General features: G+C 38.6%; 14 protein-coding genes. 5 read left to right on the top strand and 9 right to left on the bottom strand.

Annotation, left to right across the window (positions count from 1 at the left end; genetic code table 11):
• Nucleotides 1-228: 228 nt before the first annotated feature.
• From B3P17_RS13650 to B3P17_RS13670, 5 genes are all read left to right on the top strand, one after another.
• Complete coding sequence (locus B3P17_RS13650; RefSeq protein ID WP_006841523.1) at nt 229-447, top strand: helix-turn-helix domain-containing protein; 219 nt, start codon at nt 229-231, stop codon at nt 445-447.
• Nucleotides 448-704: 257 nt separating this feature from the next.
• Entirely contained in the window at nt 705-3,902 is a 3,198-nt protein-coding gene (locus tag B3P17_RS13655; protein ID WP_291105889.1) for a SusC/RagA family TonB-linked outer membrane protein, read from the top strand.
• A gap of 14 nt (nt 3,903-3,916) precedes the next feature.
• Nucleotides 3,917-5,455 carry a SusD/RagB family nutrient-binding outer membrane lipoprotein gene (locus B3P17_RS13660; RefSeq protein ID WP_291105891.1) on the top strand — a complete coding sequence of 513 codons (1,539 nt, stop codon included), beginning with the start codon at nt 3,917-3,919 and terminating at the stop codon, nt 5,453-5,455.
• Between the two features lie 37 nt (nt 5,456-5,492).
• Complete coding sequence (locus B3P17_RS13665; protein WP_291105893.1) at nt 5,493-6,455, top strand: peroxiredoxin family protein; 963 nt, start codon at nt 5,493-5,495, stop codon at nt 6,453-6,455.
• Nucleotides 6,419-6,718, top strand: coding sequence for a hypothetical protein (locus B3P17_RS13670; RefSeq protein WP_291105895.1), 300 nt, complete (start codon nt 6,419-6,421; stop codon nt 6,716-6,718). The genes B3P17_RS13665 and B3P17_RS13670 overlap by 37 nt, the downstream gene beginning before the upstream one ends.
• A 56-nt stretch (nt 6,719-6,774) precedes the next feature.
• Here B3P17_RS13670 and B3P17_RS13675 read toward each other — a convergent pair whose 3' ends face one another.
• From B3P17_RS13675 to B3P17_RS13715, 9 genes are all read right to left on the bottom strand, one after another.
• Entirely contained in the window at nt 6,775-7,908 is a 1,134-nt protein-coding gene (locus B3P17_RS13675) for an acyltransferase family protein (protein WP_252637090.1), read from the bottom strand.
• Nucleotides 7,909-8,099: 191 nt separating this feature from the next.
• A complete protein-coding gene (hutH, locus tag B3P17_RS13680; protein WP_252637092.1) occupies nt 8,100-9,602 on the bottom strand; it encodes a histidine ammonia-lyase in 1,503 nt (500 codons plus the stop codon).
• A gap of 4 nt (nt 9,603-9,606) precedes the next feature.
• Nucleotides 9,607-10,230 (bottom strand): cyclodeaminase/cyclohydrolase family protein, encoded by a 624-nt coding sequence (locus tag B3P17_RS13685; RefSeq protein WP_252637094.1) that lies wholly within the window; start codon nt 10,228-10,230, stop codon nt 9,607-9,609.
• 19 nt (nt 10,231-10,249) lie between these two features.
• Nucleotides 10,250-10,780 carry a transglycosylase domain-containing protein gene (locus tag B3P17_RS13690; RefSeq protein ID WP_252637096.1) on the bottom strand — a complete coding sequence of 177 codons (531 nt, stop codon included), beginning with the start codon at nt 10,778-10,780 and terminating at the stop codon, nt 10,250-10,252.
• A gap of 301 nt (nt 10,781-11,081) precedes the next feature.
• A complete protein-coding gene (hutI, locus tag B3P17_RS13695; RefSeq protein WP_252637098.1) occupies nt 11,082-12,329 on the bottom strand; it encodes an imidazolonepropionase in 1,248 nt (415 codons plus the stop codon).
• A gap of 94 nt (nt 12,330-12,423) precedes the next feature.
• A complete protein-coding gene (gene ftcD / locus B3P17_RS13700) occupies nt 12,424-13,326 on the bottom strand; it encodes a glutamate formimidoyltransferase (protein WP_252637100.1) in 903 nt (300 codons plus the stop codon).
• A gap of 13 nt (nt 13,327-13,339) precedes the next feature.
• The gene (locus B3P17_RS13705) at nt 13,340-13,846 is read right to left on the bottom strand and encodes a hypothetical protein (RefSeq protein ID WP_135106648.1); all 507 of its coding nucleotides are present in this window, start codon (nt 13,844-13,846) and stop codon (nt 13,340-13,342) included.
• Between the two features lie 11 nt (nt 13,847-13,857).
• The gene (locus B3P17_RS13710; protein ID WP_252637102.1) at nt 13,858-14,670 is read right to left on the bottom strand and encodes a hypothetical protein; all 813 of its coding nucleotides are present in this window, start codon (nt 14,668-14,670) and stop codon (nt 13,858-13,860) included.
• Complete coding sequence (locus B3P17_RS13715; protein WP_006841512.1) at nt 14,670-16,658, bottom strand: urocanate hydratase; 1,989 nt, start codon at nt 16,656-16,658, stop codon at nt 14,670-14,672. The genes B3P17_RS13710 and B3P17_RS13715 overlap by 1 nt, the downstream gene beginning before the upstream one ends.
• Nucleotides 16,659-16,830: the final 172 nt, after the last annotated feature.

Here is a 16,830-nt window from a genome sequence, read left to right on the forward strand (position 1 = left end):
CGACTTTAAATTTTGGGATTTTGATTAAGGTGTGGTGTGATTTTAGTTTTAGGCTTTTGAATACTATGTTTTCATGGCGGGCATCTCCTTAAAAATGTTTAATATTTGGGCTTACTCTGTTAAATAGGATTTTCAGCATACTCCTTTTAACAAAACAATCATTAAAGATTGTTGAAATGCAAATCTAAACAATTTTCTTTAACAACAATCATTAATGATAGTTTAAATATGGATAAGGAGATCCTCAAAAGGAAAATTGGTTTGAAAATCAGGAATATAAGGGAGGGTAAAAACTTATCCATAATGGATTTGGCAGATATGCTGGATATAGAATATAATAATCTGATACGAATAGAAAAAGGGCGTACAAATCCAACAATAATAACATTGTATAAGATAGGTCAGGCATTAAATGTTAAATTGCCTGAAATAGTAGATGTAGATTAAGCAGACAAACTAAAATCTCTGGGCGATTTTATATTGTTGCTCGTTAGTGTTTTATGAAAATGTCGATTTTTTCATACGGATGGCCATTTTATCAAACTCATAAAAAGCATACCATGTTTGAGGTATAAATATACCACATCAAGGGGATTTCATACCTAATTTGCTCATTATACTTTTGTGATAGATATTATCTGTTTTTAACAAATAAATATCTAATATATCTATAAAGATTGTTTGAGTTAAATTATAAAAAGGTTATGCTAAATTTTAGAAAATTAAAGTTACTGTTATTATTTACTGTTCTTACTTTATTTGTTTCCGCACAAACAGGCGACATATACACTATAAAAGGACATGTAACAGATGCTGGAGGTACAGACCTGCCCGGGGTGACAATACAAGTGAAGGGTAATGCTCAGTCGGGAACCCTGACGGATATAGATGGTCATTACTCCATATCAGTGAAAAAAAACGAAATTCTGATATTCTCATATTTAGGATTTGAAACACATCAGGTTGAAGTATTATCGAACAAACCGATAGATGTGGTTTTGAAAGAAAATAGTACCGAATTGGATGAAGTTGTAGTGACTTCATTAAATATCCCTCGCGAAAAAAAGGCTTTGGGTTATGCCGTACAAGCCGTATCCGGGAAAGCTCTCGAGACAAGACCAACCAATGTGTTGAGTGCTCTTTCTGGAAAAATATCAGGCTTGCAAGTTATATCTAGTGGAGGAAATATGGGAGGATCTTCTCGTGTAACGCTGCGTGGTATAAATTCGATTACAGGAAATAATCAGCCATTGTATATTATCGACGGAGTACCTCTCGATAATACCGACATGAATACCTCTTCTACAATTAATGGTAGTGCAGGAAAAGATGTTGGAAGTACAATACAGGATATAAATCCGGACGACATAGCAGATATAAATGTTTTGAAAGGCCCTTCGGCTGCAGCTCTTTATGGAACACGTGCAGCAAATGGTGTGATACTCATCACAACAAAGAAAGGCAGTAGTAATACTGATCGTTTAGATATTCAGGTAAATACGGGTATCGAGCTTGAAAATGTAGTAAGGCTGCCCAAACGTCAGAAATTATATGGTGGTGGATATAGTACTTCGTTCCAAAAGGTAACCACAGACGGAAAAGAATACAATGTGGTAGATTACGCGGCTGATGAGAGCTGGGGTCCAAAGCTCGACGGGACACCTGTATTACACTGGTATAATCTCGATCCTGAGTATGCCAATGATTATTTGAATCCTGAGCCTTGGGTTTATCCAAAGAATGATGTTAACGATTTTTTTCGTACAGGAGTATCCAATACAAATAATATAGCGTTCTCAAAGAATTCATCAAGTAGTGCATTTCGTGTATCATTTACCAATAAGAATGTAAAAGGTACAGTACCCAATTCTTCCTTGAGCAGAAATGCAGTGAATATATCGGGTAGTACAAAAGGAGATCTGGTTTCATTTTTCGGAAATGTAAACTATATAAATAATAAATCTACAGGTCGTCCGTGGACAGGAGCTTCGAACCGTAATATTATCCTCGAAGCATATCAATGGGGACAAGTACAGGTAGATTATAAAAGATTAAGTGAATATAAACGTGCCGATGGTACACCTCGTGCATGGAATCGTACAAGCTGGGAAAATACAACAGCTGCCGAGAAAACAAAATATATAGATAATCCTTATTGGTCAGCCTACGAAAGTTATCTGAAAGAGAACAGAGACAGGTTGTATGGTAATATAGGTTTAGTGATTACCCCGACTAAATGGTTGAGTCTGACAGGACGTATAAATGGTGATGTGTATCAATACAATTCGCAAGATCGTATTGCATATTACTCTCGTTCGCAGTCGATGTATCAGGAATATTCCCAAAAGTTTGATGAGTTTAATTATGAATTCTTGGCAACATCAAATAACCGTTGGGGTGATCACTCTTTAATCGCTAACCTTGGGGCCAATTATATGAGACGTAACAGACGTGTAAGCGATATACAAACATCCGGCGGACTTATGATTCCGGCATATTATAGCTTGAATAATGCTTCCTCTGTCATTATAAACCCGTCTACAGGTCTTTATAAGAAAGCAATATCATCAGTATACGGAAGTGTTTCGTATGGCTGGAAAAGTATTTTGTACCTAGATGGAACTATCCGTAACGACTGGTCATCGACCTTACCTACAGATAATAATTCGTTCTTGTACCCATCCCTTACATCATCTTTTGTATTCACAGAGCTTCCGGCATTTAAAGATCAGAACTGGCTGTCATTCGGTAAAGTCCGCTTAGGCTGGGCAGAAGTTGGTAACGATACTGATCCTTATCAGTTGTATAAAACTTATGAGGCTTTGAATGCATTTGACGGAAATATATCTTATACTTTATCAGATAAATTAAATAATCCTAATCTAAAGCCTGAGATTACATCATCTTGGGAGGCAGGATTGCAATTGCAATTATTTAATAATCTGATCGGATTGGATGTTACTTATTACAATAATAATAGCCGTAATCAGATCATACAATTACCTACATCAGATGCTTTCGGATATAGTTATAAATTGATCAATGCAGGGAAGATAAACAACAAGGGTATTGAGGCTACGTTGACCGTGAATCCGATCCGTCAAAAAGATTGGGACTGGACAGCAATTGCAAACTTCTCAAAAAACAGTAATAAAATTATCAAATTGTCTGATGCAGTCAATACATTACAATTGAGTAATACTTTGGTTTCGCTTGTCGCACAAGAAGGCGAGAGTTACGGACAGATAAAAGGCTATGATTTTGTATATGCGCCTGATGGAAAGAAAGTAGTAAACAGTGATGGCGTATATATGCGTACCGATCAGTTTGCTTCGCTTGGGAGCGTATTGCCTGATTTCTTGTGGAGTTTCCAGAACCAGCTGAGATACAAAGATTTTACATTCGGATTCCTGATTGATTCGAGGGTTGGAGGTAAATTCTTCTCTCAGACTTACAAAGTGGGTATGTACTCAGGTATCTTAGAATCTACAGCAGCAAATAATATTCGTGAAGATGGTATTGTACTTGATGGCGTTACCGGTAATGTTGTATTTAATGCCGACGGAACATATACTGTTTCTAATACGGCTACAAACGACAAGCGTGTAACTGCTCAGGCATGGGCACAGAATCAGTATAACGGACCAACAGCATATACCGTTTTTGATGCTACATTTATTAAACTTCGTGAGTTAACTCTTGGATATACATTCAATCTTCCAAAATGGAAAGTTAAGACTATAAACGTAACGGCTTATGCCCGCAACTTATGGAATATTTATACCAAGAGCAAGGATATCGATCCCGAACTGACCAATAGTAGTGGTAATGTACAAGGTATAGAAGGCGGTAACCTACCTACTCCTGTGACCTACGGTATAAATCTTGGTTTCAAATTTTAAAATAAACTATCTGTATGAAAATTAATAAACTATATATATTAGGCTTATTCGCTTCAATTTTATTGTCCTCTTGTGTTGATGATATAAATGAAGATCCCAACCGCCCAACATCAGTGCCAACCACCTCTTTAATCACTTCTGTGGAGAAATTGCTGGTTGATAATCTCCGTAGCGAACAGGCATCGTTGAGAGGTTCTATGTTGTTTGTTCAGTATTTTTCTCAGAATACATATACTACCCAATCGCGATATGATATTCCTTTCAGTTATTCTGATGATTACTGGAAAGGGTTATATAAAACATTAAATAATCTGGAAGAGGTAGTAAAGTTGAATACTGATCCTTTAACAAAAGATGTGGCAACCGCTAATGGTGCAGGACGCAATGCTACTCAGATAGCGATAAGCCGTGTATTGAAATCGTACGCATTCTATGCTCTTACCGATGTGTTTGGGAATATCCCTTATCAATCTTACGGTAATAAAGATGAAGATTTTCAGGCACTACAACAAAATCCTGAGAATATAACCCCTAAGTATGCATCGCAGGAGAAAATCTATGCGGACATATTGAGCGAGTTGAAAGCAGCCGGAGATACATTGATCAAATATCAATCGGAAACAACTTTTGGCAAGGCCGATATTATTTATGCAGGTAGCAATCAGAAGTGGGCAAAGTTTGCAAACTCGCTGCGCCTACGCTTTTCTACACGTATAAAAGATAAGAATCAGGCTTTGTATCAAGAGCACTTTCAGGATGCATTGAGTAAAGGTGTGTTTACAAGTAATGCTGATAATGCAGCATTCAAGTATTCTACTACTTCTCCTAACGAAGCTCCTTTATATAGAGCTACGGTTACAGCCAACCGGAAAGACTTTGCGATATCTAATATCTTTGTGGATCTGCTTCAAGGGAAGAATGCAATTTTGCCCGTTTCAGATCCTCGTTTACCGATATATGCCTTACCGGCAACAGCTACTAATACTTATGTAGGACTTCCTTATGGCTTAGCAAACGATCAGGCGGGTAAATTCGCAGCAACAGGAGTGAGTTTGCCGGGAGCGGTTATCAATGCGGCAAACTATGCTGAGGTATTGATGGAATATGCCGAAGTAAAGTTCCTAGTCTCAGAATATAATTCTTGGTCTCAGGCTGATTATTCATCAGGTGTTCGGGCTTCTCTCGAAAAGTGGGGAGTCTCAGCCGACAATGTGAATACTTATTTGGAGTCTCTTCCTGCTGCTAGTAAAGAGAATGTTTTGACACAAAAGTATATCGCTCTTTATATGCAAGGTCTTGAGTCATGGAGTGAATATCGCCGTACAGGCTATCCTTCATTCTTGGTAAAAGAAGGAGATGTTGTATTTCAAGGGACGATAGATGGCGCAGGAGTAACATATCGTTTCGATCCGTTGTTTGGAGATGGGGGTGTTCCGGGACGTTTATACTATCCTACTAAGGAACAGAATGTGAATAAAGCCAACTATCAAGAAGCTCTCTCTGCACAGGGTAATGATAAAATAGAAACAAAATTGTGGGTGTTTAAAAAGTAGTTTGTAGCTTTACATCAAACAAAAGCATAATAAAGATATGAAGAAATATTTAATAATGATGGCTGCTGCATTTGTACTAATGTCTTCTAATAAGGCGTCGGAACATAAGCTGACAGATGGAAAATGGAGAGGTGAATTCTCTATTTCAGATCAGAAATTTCCATTCTTGTTTGACGTCGAAGGTTCTGCAACAGACTCAACAACCGTGTATCTGATAAACGGGGCAGAGCGTGTTCCACTCAAAGGTGTGGTTTACTCAAACGATACCGTAACTATTCCGATATTGGCTTATGATGCTGTATTAACAGGTAAAATAGCCAATGGTAAATTTGAAGGGAAATTCAAAAAGCTATTTATAGATAACGATGAGGGTGTATCTTTCTCGGCAGAAAAAAGTGATGCTCCGCGCTTTGAAGCTGCGGACAAAGCTACAGAGATTTCCCTTGCCGGTAAATGGGATATCCAGTTTATAGGACAAAAAGGAGATACTGCTCACAATGTAGGAATTTTCAGTCAGGATAAAAATATTCTTACCGGCTCTATTCTGACCAATGCAGGAGACCTTCGTTATCTCGAAGGAGCTTTGACAAACGATGGCTTTCAGTTTTCTGCATTTGCGGGTCTTAGCCCATATCTGATAAAAGGAAAGTTTGAAGGAAATGATAGTTTCACAGGAGAATTCTATACCACACGAGGTGTAACAAAACTTGTTGGTAAACGCAATGCCGAAGCTGCTCTTGCGGATCCATATAGTTTGGCTTATATGAAGAAAGGAGAGGATCGCCTCAATTTTACATTCCCTAATGTAGAAGGACAGAAAGTCTCTTTATCCGATCCTCGTTACAAAGACAAGGTGGTAATTGTATCTATCCTTGGTAGTTGGTGTCCGAACTGCTTGGACGAAATGGAATATCTACTCCATGGTATAAAGAAAACAGTAAGAGAGGCGTTGAAATCATCGGGTTGGCATTTGAACGTAAAGATGATCCGGAATATGTAAAGACTGTGCTCTCGCGCTTGGTGAAACGATATAATGTAGATTATGAAATCCTGTTTGCAGGCAAGCTGGGTGATGATGCTACCGCTAAGGCTCTTCCACAGGTGAGTAAAATAATGGGTTATCCTACTACTATCTTTATCGATAAGAAAGGTATTGTAAGAAAGATACACACCGGATTTAATGGTCCTGCTACCGGACTGTTTTATGAGGAGTTTAAACAAGACTTCAATAAAGTAGTAGACGATTTGCTGGCAGAGAAATAAAAAAACTATAAAAGATCGGCTAAAGGAAGATAATCTGAACTCCTTTAGCCGTTTTTTTATATATCAGCCTTATTCTTATTTTTAGGCTTCATCCCAAACAAAGGCCTTATGATAGAATAGCGTCTTATCCCAAATTCGTATATCACCCATGTGATAGTAAATGTACCTATCACCATAATCGAGAATTTAGGAAAGAAACCTATATCGACATACTTCAGATAATATCCCAGAGCAATAATAATTGTTTGATGCAGGATATAAAATGGATATACAGCTTCGTTTCCGTATGTCACTATTTTACTTGGTTTGTTGAGGTATACAGCAGCATAACCAATCAACGTTAAAATCCACGACCAGGCATTAAAAACCTTGACCAAAGCTTGCACCTCACCCTTGAGGGGAAAATCACCGATCACATACCAAAGACACATCAGCAGAGGAAACCCAATAACACCACTGATCAGAAATTTCAGCCTGTTTTTAGTTACTGCATCCCAAAAGGAATCCTTCAATGAAATCAACAGATAACCAAAGAAGAAGAATGTGCAATAATTAACAAGATTGTACCAGTCATTTATTAGCCCATTTGTCTGCGGAAAGTAAGGAGCTAAAAATAACTGCCATAAGAAGAGCGGTATGATGAATATATAGAGTCCAAAAGTTTTTGATACGACGGTTTTTAGTTTTCTTATCAGCCATGCTTCGGGATGCTTACGCAGATAAAGAAAAGCCGGAAGCATTACCATAGAGAATATCAGTAGGTAAAGTATAAACCATAGGTGGTGCCACGATATATTTCCTTCGGGATATGATCCGATGAAGGCTTCCTTAGGCCAAAAATCGAAGTAGCTGCCGCTAAACTGCTCTTTGTCTAATCGCTCGAAATAAACTTGCGGTGGAACGACAAAGATCATACCTACGATAAGTGGAATTAGGAGTCTTTTGTGACGCTCTATCGCAAACTGGATAGCACTTCGTTTTGTCAGAGCATAGTAGGTTCCCATTCCTGATATTACAAAGAGTAAAGCCAACCGCCATTGGTTGAGAAAAAGCATCGGGAAAACAGTTCCTTCATATATCACCGAGTTTTTTATGTGAAAACTCCACGGAACGAAAAACATTCCCACATGATAGAAAATCAATAGAGCAAAGGCAATTACACGTAAACTGTCAATGTCATATCTGCGCATAGTATGAGAAGATTAAGTATCAAATATTAGATTGTAATATGTTATATTTAATAAGACAATCTTTCCGATTAAAAATCACATACTAAAGAGATTTTAATGAAGTTATTTTAACTTATTGATCTTGACAGTACTGTAATGCAAATATTTACTTTACTATATTTTTTATCGGTTTTATATTAAACGACAAATTCTCAGTCCATAAACTCAAATGATATCCTATTCAGAAAAGCTACAGTCTTGTGTATTTCCTTATACATAACGATATCGTCGTTTACGAAGGCTACTTCTTTGCGATACTCTTTGAGGAAGTTTTCGAGTATAGGTGATGTTTTTGCGGGACGGCGAAAATCTATTCCCTGAGCCGCATTCATCAATTCGATGGCGAGTATATGATTTAAGTTATCCATTACTTTGAATATCTTAATCGCAGCATTGGCACCCATACTCACGTGGTCTTCTTGCCCATTGGATGAAACAATAGAGTCGCTCGATGCAGCATAACAATACATCTTATTCTGGCTAACCATCGAAGCCGAAGCATACTGAGGTATCATAAACCCTGAATTTACACCCGGATTAGCCACGAGAAATTCAGGCAGTCCGCGCAATCCCATAATCAGCTGAGCCACACGTCTCTCCGAAATGTTTCCTAATTCCGCTAAGGCAATTGCCAAAAAATCGTACGAAATAGCGAGGGGTTGTCCGTGGAAGTTTCCTCCCGATATAATTTTATCCTCATCGGGGAAGATGGTCGGGTTATCCGTTACTGAGTTTATCTCTGTCAACAACACCGAGGCTACATATCTTATAGCGTCTTTTGTTGCTCCATGTACCTGAGGGATACATCTGAAAGAGTAAGGGTCTTGTACATGATCTTTTTCCCTGGCGACAAGCTCACTTCCCTCAAGTAGTTTTCTGAAATTATCGGCGGTTTCTATTTGTCCTTTATGCGGACGCATCTGGTGGAGACAATCCAAAAACGGATCGATGCAGCCATCAAAAGCTTCGAGTGAAAGGGCAGCTATTAAGTCCGCTTTTTTAGATAGTTTGAATGCTCTCAACATGGCGAAGACACCATTGGCACTCATAAACTGCGTTCCATTTAGTAGAGCCAGCCCTTCTTTGCTCATCAGGCGGATTGGTTTCCAGCCAAACTCATCGAGAACGCTCATTGCTTCACGTTTCCGTCCCTGATAATAAACATCACCGACACCAATAAGGGGTAAGAATAGATTTGCCAGTGGAGCTAAATCGCCTGATGCTCCCAACGAACCACGATCGCAAACGATCGGGATAATATCGTTGTTGAAAAAGTCGATTATTCGCTGAACGGTAATAACCTGTACTCCGCTATACCCCAATGATAAGGCGTGAGCTTTGAGAAGCATCATCAGCTTGACAATAACAGGAGATATTTCTTCACCTACGCTGCAAGCATGCGATTTAACAAGGTTCTCCTGCAAACGTGTAAGCTCATCCGGAGATATGTTCTTGTTGCAGAGCGAACCGAAACCTGTGGTAATGCCATACATCGGTGTTTTTTGCGACTTTATTTTTTGATCCAGATAATCCCTGCACTTTTGTATACGATCTTTAGCCTCAGCGGCTAATTCTAGTTTAAGGTTCTTGTTGATTATTTGTTCAATGATCTCGAAGTCCAATTCTCCGGAACCGATATAATAGACATTCTTCATAAACTTATAGTATTTTGCTTACTCTACTCAATAACTCCTGTTCTTTCATGATGGCTTCGCTCTCCAGGTAGTTTGCCTCCTGTGTCATTAGCGCTACATATTCTATGTCTTTGATCGAGGAAAGATTTATTTTTACATTCAGTATAGCACTTATCGCAGCAGTGCGGGCTGTCATTATAGCTACACAGGCATCCGTTATAGCATTCTGATTACCTTGATCAGCTACCTGAGCTATAACATCCATTATGTCCACGGCTTTGCGGGCTACTTCCATTGGTATTTCTGCTGCAATTTTGGTTGCTTCCTGTATCTGGTTGTTGCGTTCTGTTTTTTCTTCGTCTGTTTCTTTGGGGAGTTTGAATGCGGCGAAAACATTATTATATGCTTCCGAATCGGCATCTATATCTTTCATAAAGCTTGCCCTATAGTTTTCTGTTATAGCGACAATTTTTTTCATCAATCCTTCTTTGTCTTCATACTTTTTTTTACCAATGGTAAGATTGGCTACCATTTCTGTCAATGCTGATGCTATTGCTGCATTTAATGCTGCAATGCTACCTCCTCCGGGTACAGGGTCATTTCCTGCTGTCTTTGCTAAAAAATCTTTAACTGATAGGTTTACTAGCATGGTACTACAATTTAAAAGGTTAAGAATTATGTAATTTCTTAAGAATATTATTTATGTCTGCTCGCACTCTATTCGGATAGCGTTTTTTATTATAAATGAATGGATTTTTCATTATTAATATGAGTTCTGTAAACTCTGAATCACTCAAGAAATAAATTTGTTTATGAAAATATTGTACAGCAGCATTCCGCACTCCTATTATTTTATTAGGGAATACAAATTTTGAGGCATAGTATCTCAAGCACTCTTTTTGTGATGCGTAATCTTCTGTCAAAGATGTGAGTAATATTATTTCAGATGTCTTTGTGTGTAGGGGATACCAGCTTATGGAGATCACTTTCTCACATGCACACGGGGAATCATTTTTCTCTAACGTTTTATTTAAGAGATGTTCCCAAGCGTTATTATCCAAAGCATCCGGATAGATTATATTGTATATCTCATAGAATCTATTTGGCAGCTCGGGACTATTCTTAATATCATTTATATATACACCTGTCTCCGCTTTATTTAGAATAAAGTATCCACCCAGTTTGACAAAATATAACATACCAATAATGATAGTTATCGGAAAGATAAAAATTATTAGCAATATGTTTTTCTTTCTTTTTGTCATTTCCTTTTCCATTAGTATATGGAATGTCTCTTACCGGCAGCATGATAAAATATATTAAAACAACAACCAAGATAGTTTTATAATAGATTTTATTGTTTCTGCATAGTAAAACGCTTAATTGTTAAAAAGTAACAAAAGTAACAGTTTCTTGATGTTTTAGGTTGTTACTTTTTTATCCCTCTAACTTAATATAAAATACTCTATAATAGATAAATTTAAACCTGAAAATTAATTTTTAATTGAAAATAACTCCATTTTTAATTGTTTTTTCTACAATATTCATTCCTATATGGTAAGGTAGAAACTTGTAAGAAGGATATTCTAATATCACTAAATCGCCCTGCTTGCCCACATCAATACTACCAATCTTGTCCGCTATTCCCAAAGCTGCCGCCCCGTTTATAGTGAGTGCAGTAACAGCCTCTTCGGGCGAAAGCTGCATATAAATGCATGCCAAAGCAAATAACAGAGGTATGGAATTCGTAAAACTGCTTCCCGGATTGAGGTCTGTGGCTAAAGCGACAGCACAGCCCGAGTCTATCATATATCGGCCTCGTGCATAATCTTCTTTCAGAGAAAATGCGGTGCATGGCAATAAGGTCGCAACAGTATTGCTATTTGCTAAATCTGCAATTCCTTTGTCTGATGCCTGTAGCAGATGGTCTGCCGATAATGCACCTAATTCTACAGCCAGTTCAGCCCCACCGAGTGTCACGATCTCATCTGCATGTATTTTTAGTTTAAAGCCGAGATTCTTAGCTGCTGTTAAGTATCTTCGTGATTGTTGTATGTCAAATACATTCTTTTCGCAAAATATGTCGCAGCACTCCGCCAGATTTTTGTCCTTTACTAAAGGTATCACTTCCTTTATCAGGTAGTCTAAGAAGGCATCTTCTTTGCCTTTATATTCCTGTGGTGTGGCGTGTGCTCCCATAAAAGTGCTTAAGATATCTACGGGATGTTCTTCGTCCAGAGCTTTCATCACTTCCAGTTGTTTAAGCTCTGTCTCCTTATCCATTCCATAACCGCTCTTACCTTCTACAGTGGTTACACCCATAGCGAACATTTTGTCGAGCCTTTTGCGTCCGGCCTCTTTCAGTTCTTCAAAAGAAGCATTGCGGGTTGCTGTCATTGTATTGTGTATTCCCCCGCCCCGCTCCATGATAGACATATAGCTGTCGCCACGCATACGCCATGAGAATTCTTCTTCACGATAGCCTCCGAAAACAAAATGTGTATGAGAGTCCACAAATCCGGGGAGTACAGCTTTATCTGTAGCGTCAATGACTGTATGTTCGGGAAAATCTGACAGCGGAGGGCAATTTGCACTTTTGCCAACAAATGTAATTATACCCCCTGTGACAATGACCGATCCGTTTTCGATGATCGACAGGTTAGACATTTCTCTCCCCTTCTTTGCCGAAAAGCCGGAACAAGTAACTAATTGTGCTGCGTTTTTTATAATGATGTTTCCTTTTTTCATGTGTTATCCATTATTGTCATATTGAGTGTAACGAAACATCTCGACTCTATTGAGACAAAAGATTCTTCCCTTTGGTCAGAATGACAAGGAAAGTCTACTCCATCAAATGTGTTTCCAGTACCTGCTTTGTCGAAAAATCTTCAAGCCCCAGATAGTAAGCCGCTGTATCTATCAGCGCATCCATCGGAACGAGACCGATGATTTCCGCTCCTACTACAGATACTCCGTAACGATTTGCTTCTATTCTTACTAATTCGTGAGCACGGTATATCGCTGTTTTCGTAAAATCTGTCAGGTTCATCGATACTTGTACGATTCCTCTTTCTGTCAGTTCCACGCCCATAGCCTTACAGAAGCGTAAGCCACCTCCTAAGAATCGTACTTTCTTTGCTATTGCGTCTGCTATCTCGAGCTTGTTGGTACTCAGGTTTACATTGTATGCTACCAACGGCATGCGTGCCCCTATAACAACACCTCCGGCTGTTGGGTGTGGCTGACCGGGACCAAAATCGGGTTTCCATTCGGGTAGAGTCATCTTTTCTTTCAGTCCTTCAAACTCTCCTTTTCGGATTGTAGCCAGATTTTCGCGATGAGGAGCAGATGCTGCTTTTTCGTAAAGGAATACCGGCAATCCATAGCGTTCGGCGACTTCCTGTCCTACTTCTTTCGAGAGGTTGACGGCTTCTTCCATGCTTACATTGCGGATAGGGATGAAAGGAACTACGTCGACAGCTCCCATACGGGGATGTTGTCCTTTGTGGTGGTTAAGGTCTATTACTTGTACTGCTATGCCTATAGCTTCTATCACTGCTTTTTTTAGAGCATTGGGTTCGCCTACTACAGTAACTACCATGCGGTTGTGGTCTTTGTCGGTGCTATAGTCTAACAGCTTAACTCCTTCCTTGGCACGGAAAGCATTTACGATCTTTTCTACTTTCTCAAGATCGCGTCCTTCGCTAAAATTTGGTACGCATTCAACGATTTTGTTTGAACTCATGATATTCGATTTATTAAAACAATGTTTTAAAGCAAAGACTTTCTATCTGTTTATTACTAACTATAATGCGGGTAACAATTGTGTTGACATCTCCACCTAACGGATTCTCGTATATTGCTCTTTTTTTTATTTGTATCGTATCCCAATTGTTTACTAAATGATATAGAATATCATTTTCTTCAGGTTTTTCTATAGACATTTTTATCTTCTTATCTTTTTTATGATAGGAATATATCATTTTAGCTTCTCTTTTATTCCAAAACATAGCATGATACATGTGTTGTATTGGAATAATTTCATCACTATAGTAATGCTCTTCTATTAAATATACAGTATCGTTATACATTCTTTCAATCTTCTGTATCCATAAGACTTCATTTCTATTTTTTTCAAATACTTTTAAATACTCTTTATCTCCACAAATTTCTTTTTGGACTTCATAAATTCTTTTTGATAAGCCTATCTTTTGAGATTTACACCCAATAGAAATGAAAAGCAAGCAAAGTAAAATGGTTTTCATGTATATCCTGCTTATTTCGTTTTATCATAATCTGCTCTTGTCTCCAAGGTAAGTGATTCTGTATCACAATCCCATATACTCACATAATTGTCGGAAAGTACGATATGTGTGTCCCATCCGGCATATTGTGCATAAAGCATCAACGTACAAATATCAGTAGGCGTAATAAAGTCACCTGTTTCAGGAGCATGAGAGTGAACAGAGACTACGGCATCTTTTCCTCCGTCAAAGTCGATAGGAATTAGATTTCTGTGAATTTCTTTTTTCTCTTTCACATTGTTTTGTTCGTCAAACGTTAGCAGATAATCGTTTCCGAAGAGCATTACTCCGGTAACCTTTGGAGCGGTTAATACATATACTCTCTTTTCTCCGTTGCGGATATAGGGGATAAGATTGAAGCTTGTATTGCTATATGTCTTGAATAGGACGCTGTCTTCCTGTATTTCGGCTAAAGCTTTTTGCCGTATAGTAAACAGCAGCTTTTCATCTTCCCTGAAGTCTCGTTCCTTGAAGTCTATAGTTGCTGTTTCTACTAATTTAATATCTCCGAACGAAACGACTCCGATTACTTTTGGGTTTGCGCTTCTTGAAAAGAACAAACACTTTGCAGTTCCATTATCAATATAGGAGAAATATCCACCGATCCGCTCTTTCTCTTTGAAGCTTTTTGTAAAAATATCTGTCCCATGCCATGCTGTTATTTCGAGCCGGTAAAGGTATTTTCCTTCTTCTGTAATTTGCTCGGCTATCTTTTTTAGGTCTATATTCTGACTAAAAACATTAGCTGATAAAAGCAGAAGTATAATTGTGATAAGTTTCTTCATTAATTATTTTCTATAATATTCTTTACTAATTCTTCGTCTGCAATATAGGGTATTGTGATATGATAACCATCATTGTGAGTCTCATTAAAAGACTCGCAAGTTTCGATTGCATGTTCGTTTCGTGCCCACGAACGGCGTGCTACTCCACCCATCACGTCCCACAACATAGATGAACGTATAATTTCGTCAATTCGTTCACTACCATCGCAAACTAATCCAAATCCTCCGTTAATGGCTTTGCTAATGCCAACGCCTCCACCATTGTGAAGCGCAACGAGGCTCATTCCCCTTGCTGCATTTCCGGCAAAACATTGTACAGCCATGTCTGCCATTACATTGCTGCCATCTTTTATATTTGCTGTTTCCCGAAATGGAGAATCTGTACCGCTTACATCATGATGATCGCGTCCTAACATTATCGGGCCGACTTCTCCATCTCTAACCAGTTTATTGAAACGCAAAGCAATATTCATTCTTCCTAGAGCATCTTGATATAAGATACGTGCCTGTGTACCAACTACCAGTTGATTTTTTTCAGCTTCGCGAATCCATTCGTAATTGTCTTTATCTTGTCCTCTTCGTGTAGGATCGATACATTCCATTGCTGCATGGTCTGTTTTGATGAGGTCTTCGTGCTTTCCGCTGAGGCAAACCCAACGGAAAGGTCCATATCCATAATCGAACAATTCGGGTCCCATGATGTCTTCCACATACGAAGGCCAGATAAAGCCATCTTTTTCGTCGATGCCATTTTTAGATATTTCTTTTATACCCGAGTCGTATATTGCTTTCATGAAAGAATTACCATAATCGAAGAAATATATACCTTTAGCAACTAGTTTGCGGATAACTTCAAAATGACGTTTAAGAGAATCGTTTACTCGCTTGTGAAATGTTTGCCTATCTTCTTTTAATAATCTTGTCCTCTCTTCAAATGATATCCCAACAGGGCAATAGCCGCCTTCGTATACTGCATGACAGGAGGTCTGATCTGAAAGTAGGTCTATGTGAATTTGATTTTTTTCTGCATACTCCAGCAAATCAATAATATTGCCATGATAAGCTATGGAACAAGGCTTTTTATTTTTTTGAGCTTGTTTAGCCATATCAAAAGCTTCTTTTGCTTCGGATATTATATGATGTACCCATCCTTGTCTGAAACGTGTTTCGATACGAGAGAGATCTACTTCAGCTACAATAGAAACAGCACCCGCTATATCAGCAGCCTTGGGTTGTGCTCCACTCATGCCTCCCAACCCTGATGAAACAAACAGATAGCCTCCCAGGTTCTTATCTTGAGGAATGCCTAATTTTTTGCGTCCGGCATTTAGTAATGTATTGAATGTGCCATGTACTATACCTTGTGGTCCTATGTACATCCATCCTCCGGCTGTCATTTGCCCATAGTTGGCAACACCCATCTGTGCGGCAATTTCCCAATCAGCCTGATTGTCGAACATGCCCACCATCATGGAATTTGTGATAATGACTCGCGGAGCATCAGGCTTCGATTTGAATAGACCAAGAGGATGTCCGGACTCAATAACTAAGGTCTGATCCCTTGTAAGTACTTCAAGATACTTTTTAATCAATTGATATTGCATCCAGTTTTGACAAACTTGCCCTGTTTCGCCATACGTAACCAACTCGTACGGATATAATGCGATATCGAAGCAAAGGTTGTTATCTATCATTACTTGAAAGGCTTTTCCTTCAATACAGTTTCCTTTATATTGGTCGATAGACTTCGGGAAGATGTCTCCCTGTGGACGGAAACGGTATCCATAGATGCGTCCCCGGGTTTTGAGCTCTTTGAGAAACTCAGGAGCTAAGGTTTCATGTAATTCGACGGGAATATATCGCAAAGCATTTTTAAGTGCTGTTATTGTCTTAGCAGCACTGAGCCTAAAGCCCCTATCGGGTGCACGGCGTATCCCTTCAACAAAAGACGGATATTCGGGTAATCTATTATCAAGTCTGATGTCCATGATGTTTGATTCTTGGTTACATCTCTCGAAGATAAGATTTATATTTTTATCCTAAAATATATTGAGTATATTTCTCAATATGTTTTACGACAAAATATCAATGTTTGTAAGTTAAACAGTGAAAATCGAATAGGTCTGAATATTCTCAGCGTCTTTTGGTCTACCTGTTGTT

The sequence above is a fragment of the Dysgonomonas sp. UBA7630 genome, from assembly GCF_002483985.1.
In the GTDB taxonomy this organism is placed as follows: domain Bacteria; phylum Bacteroidota; class Bacteroidia; order Bacteroidales; family Dysgonomonadaceae; genus Dysgonomonas.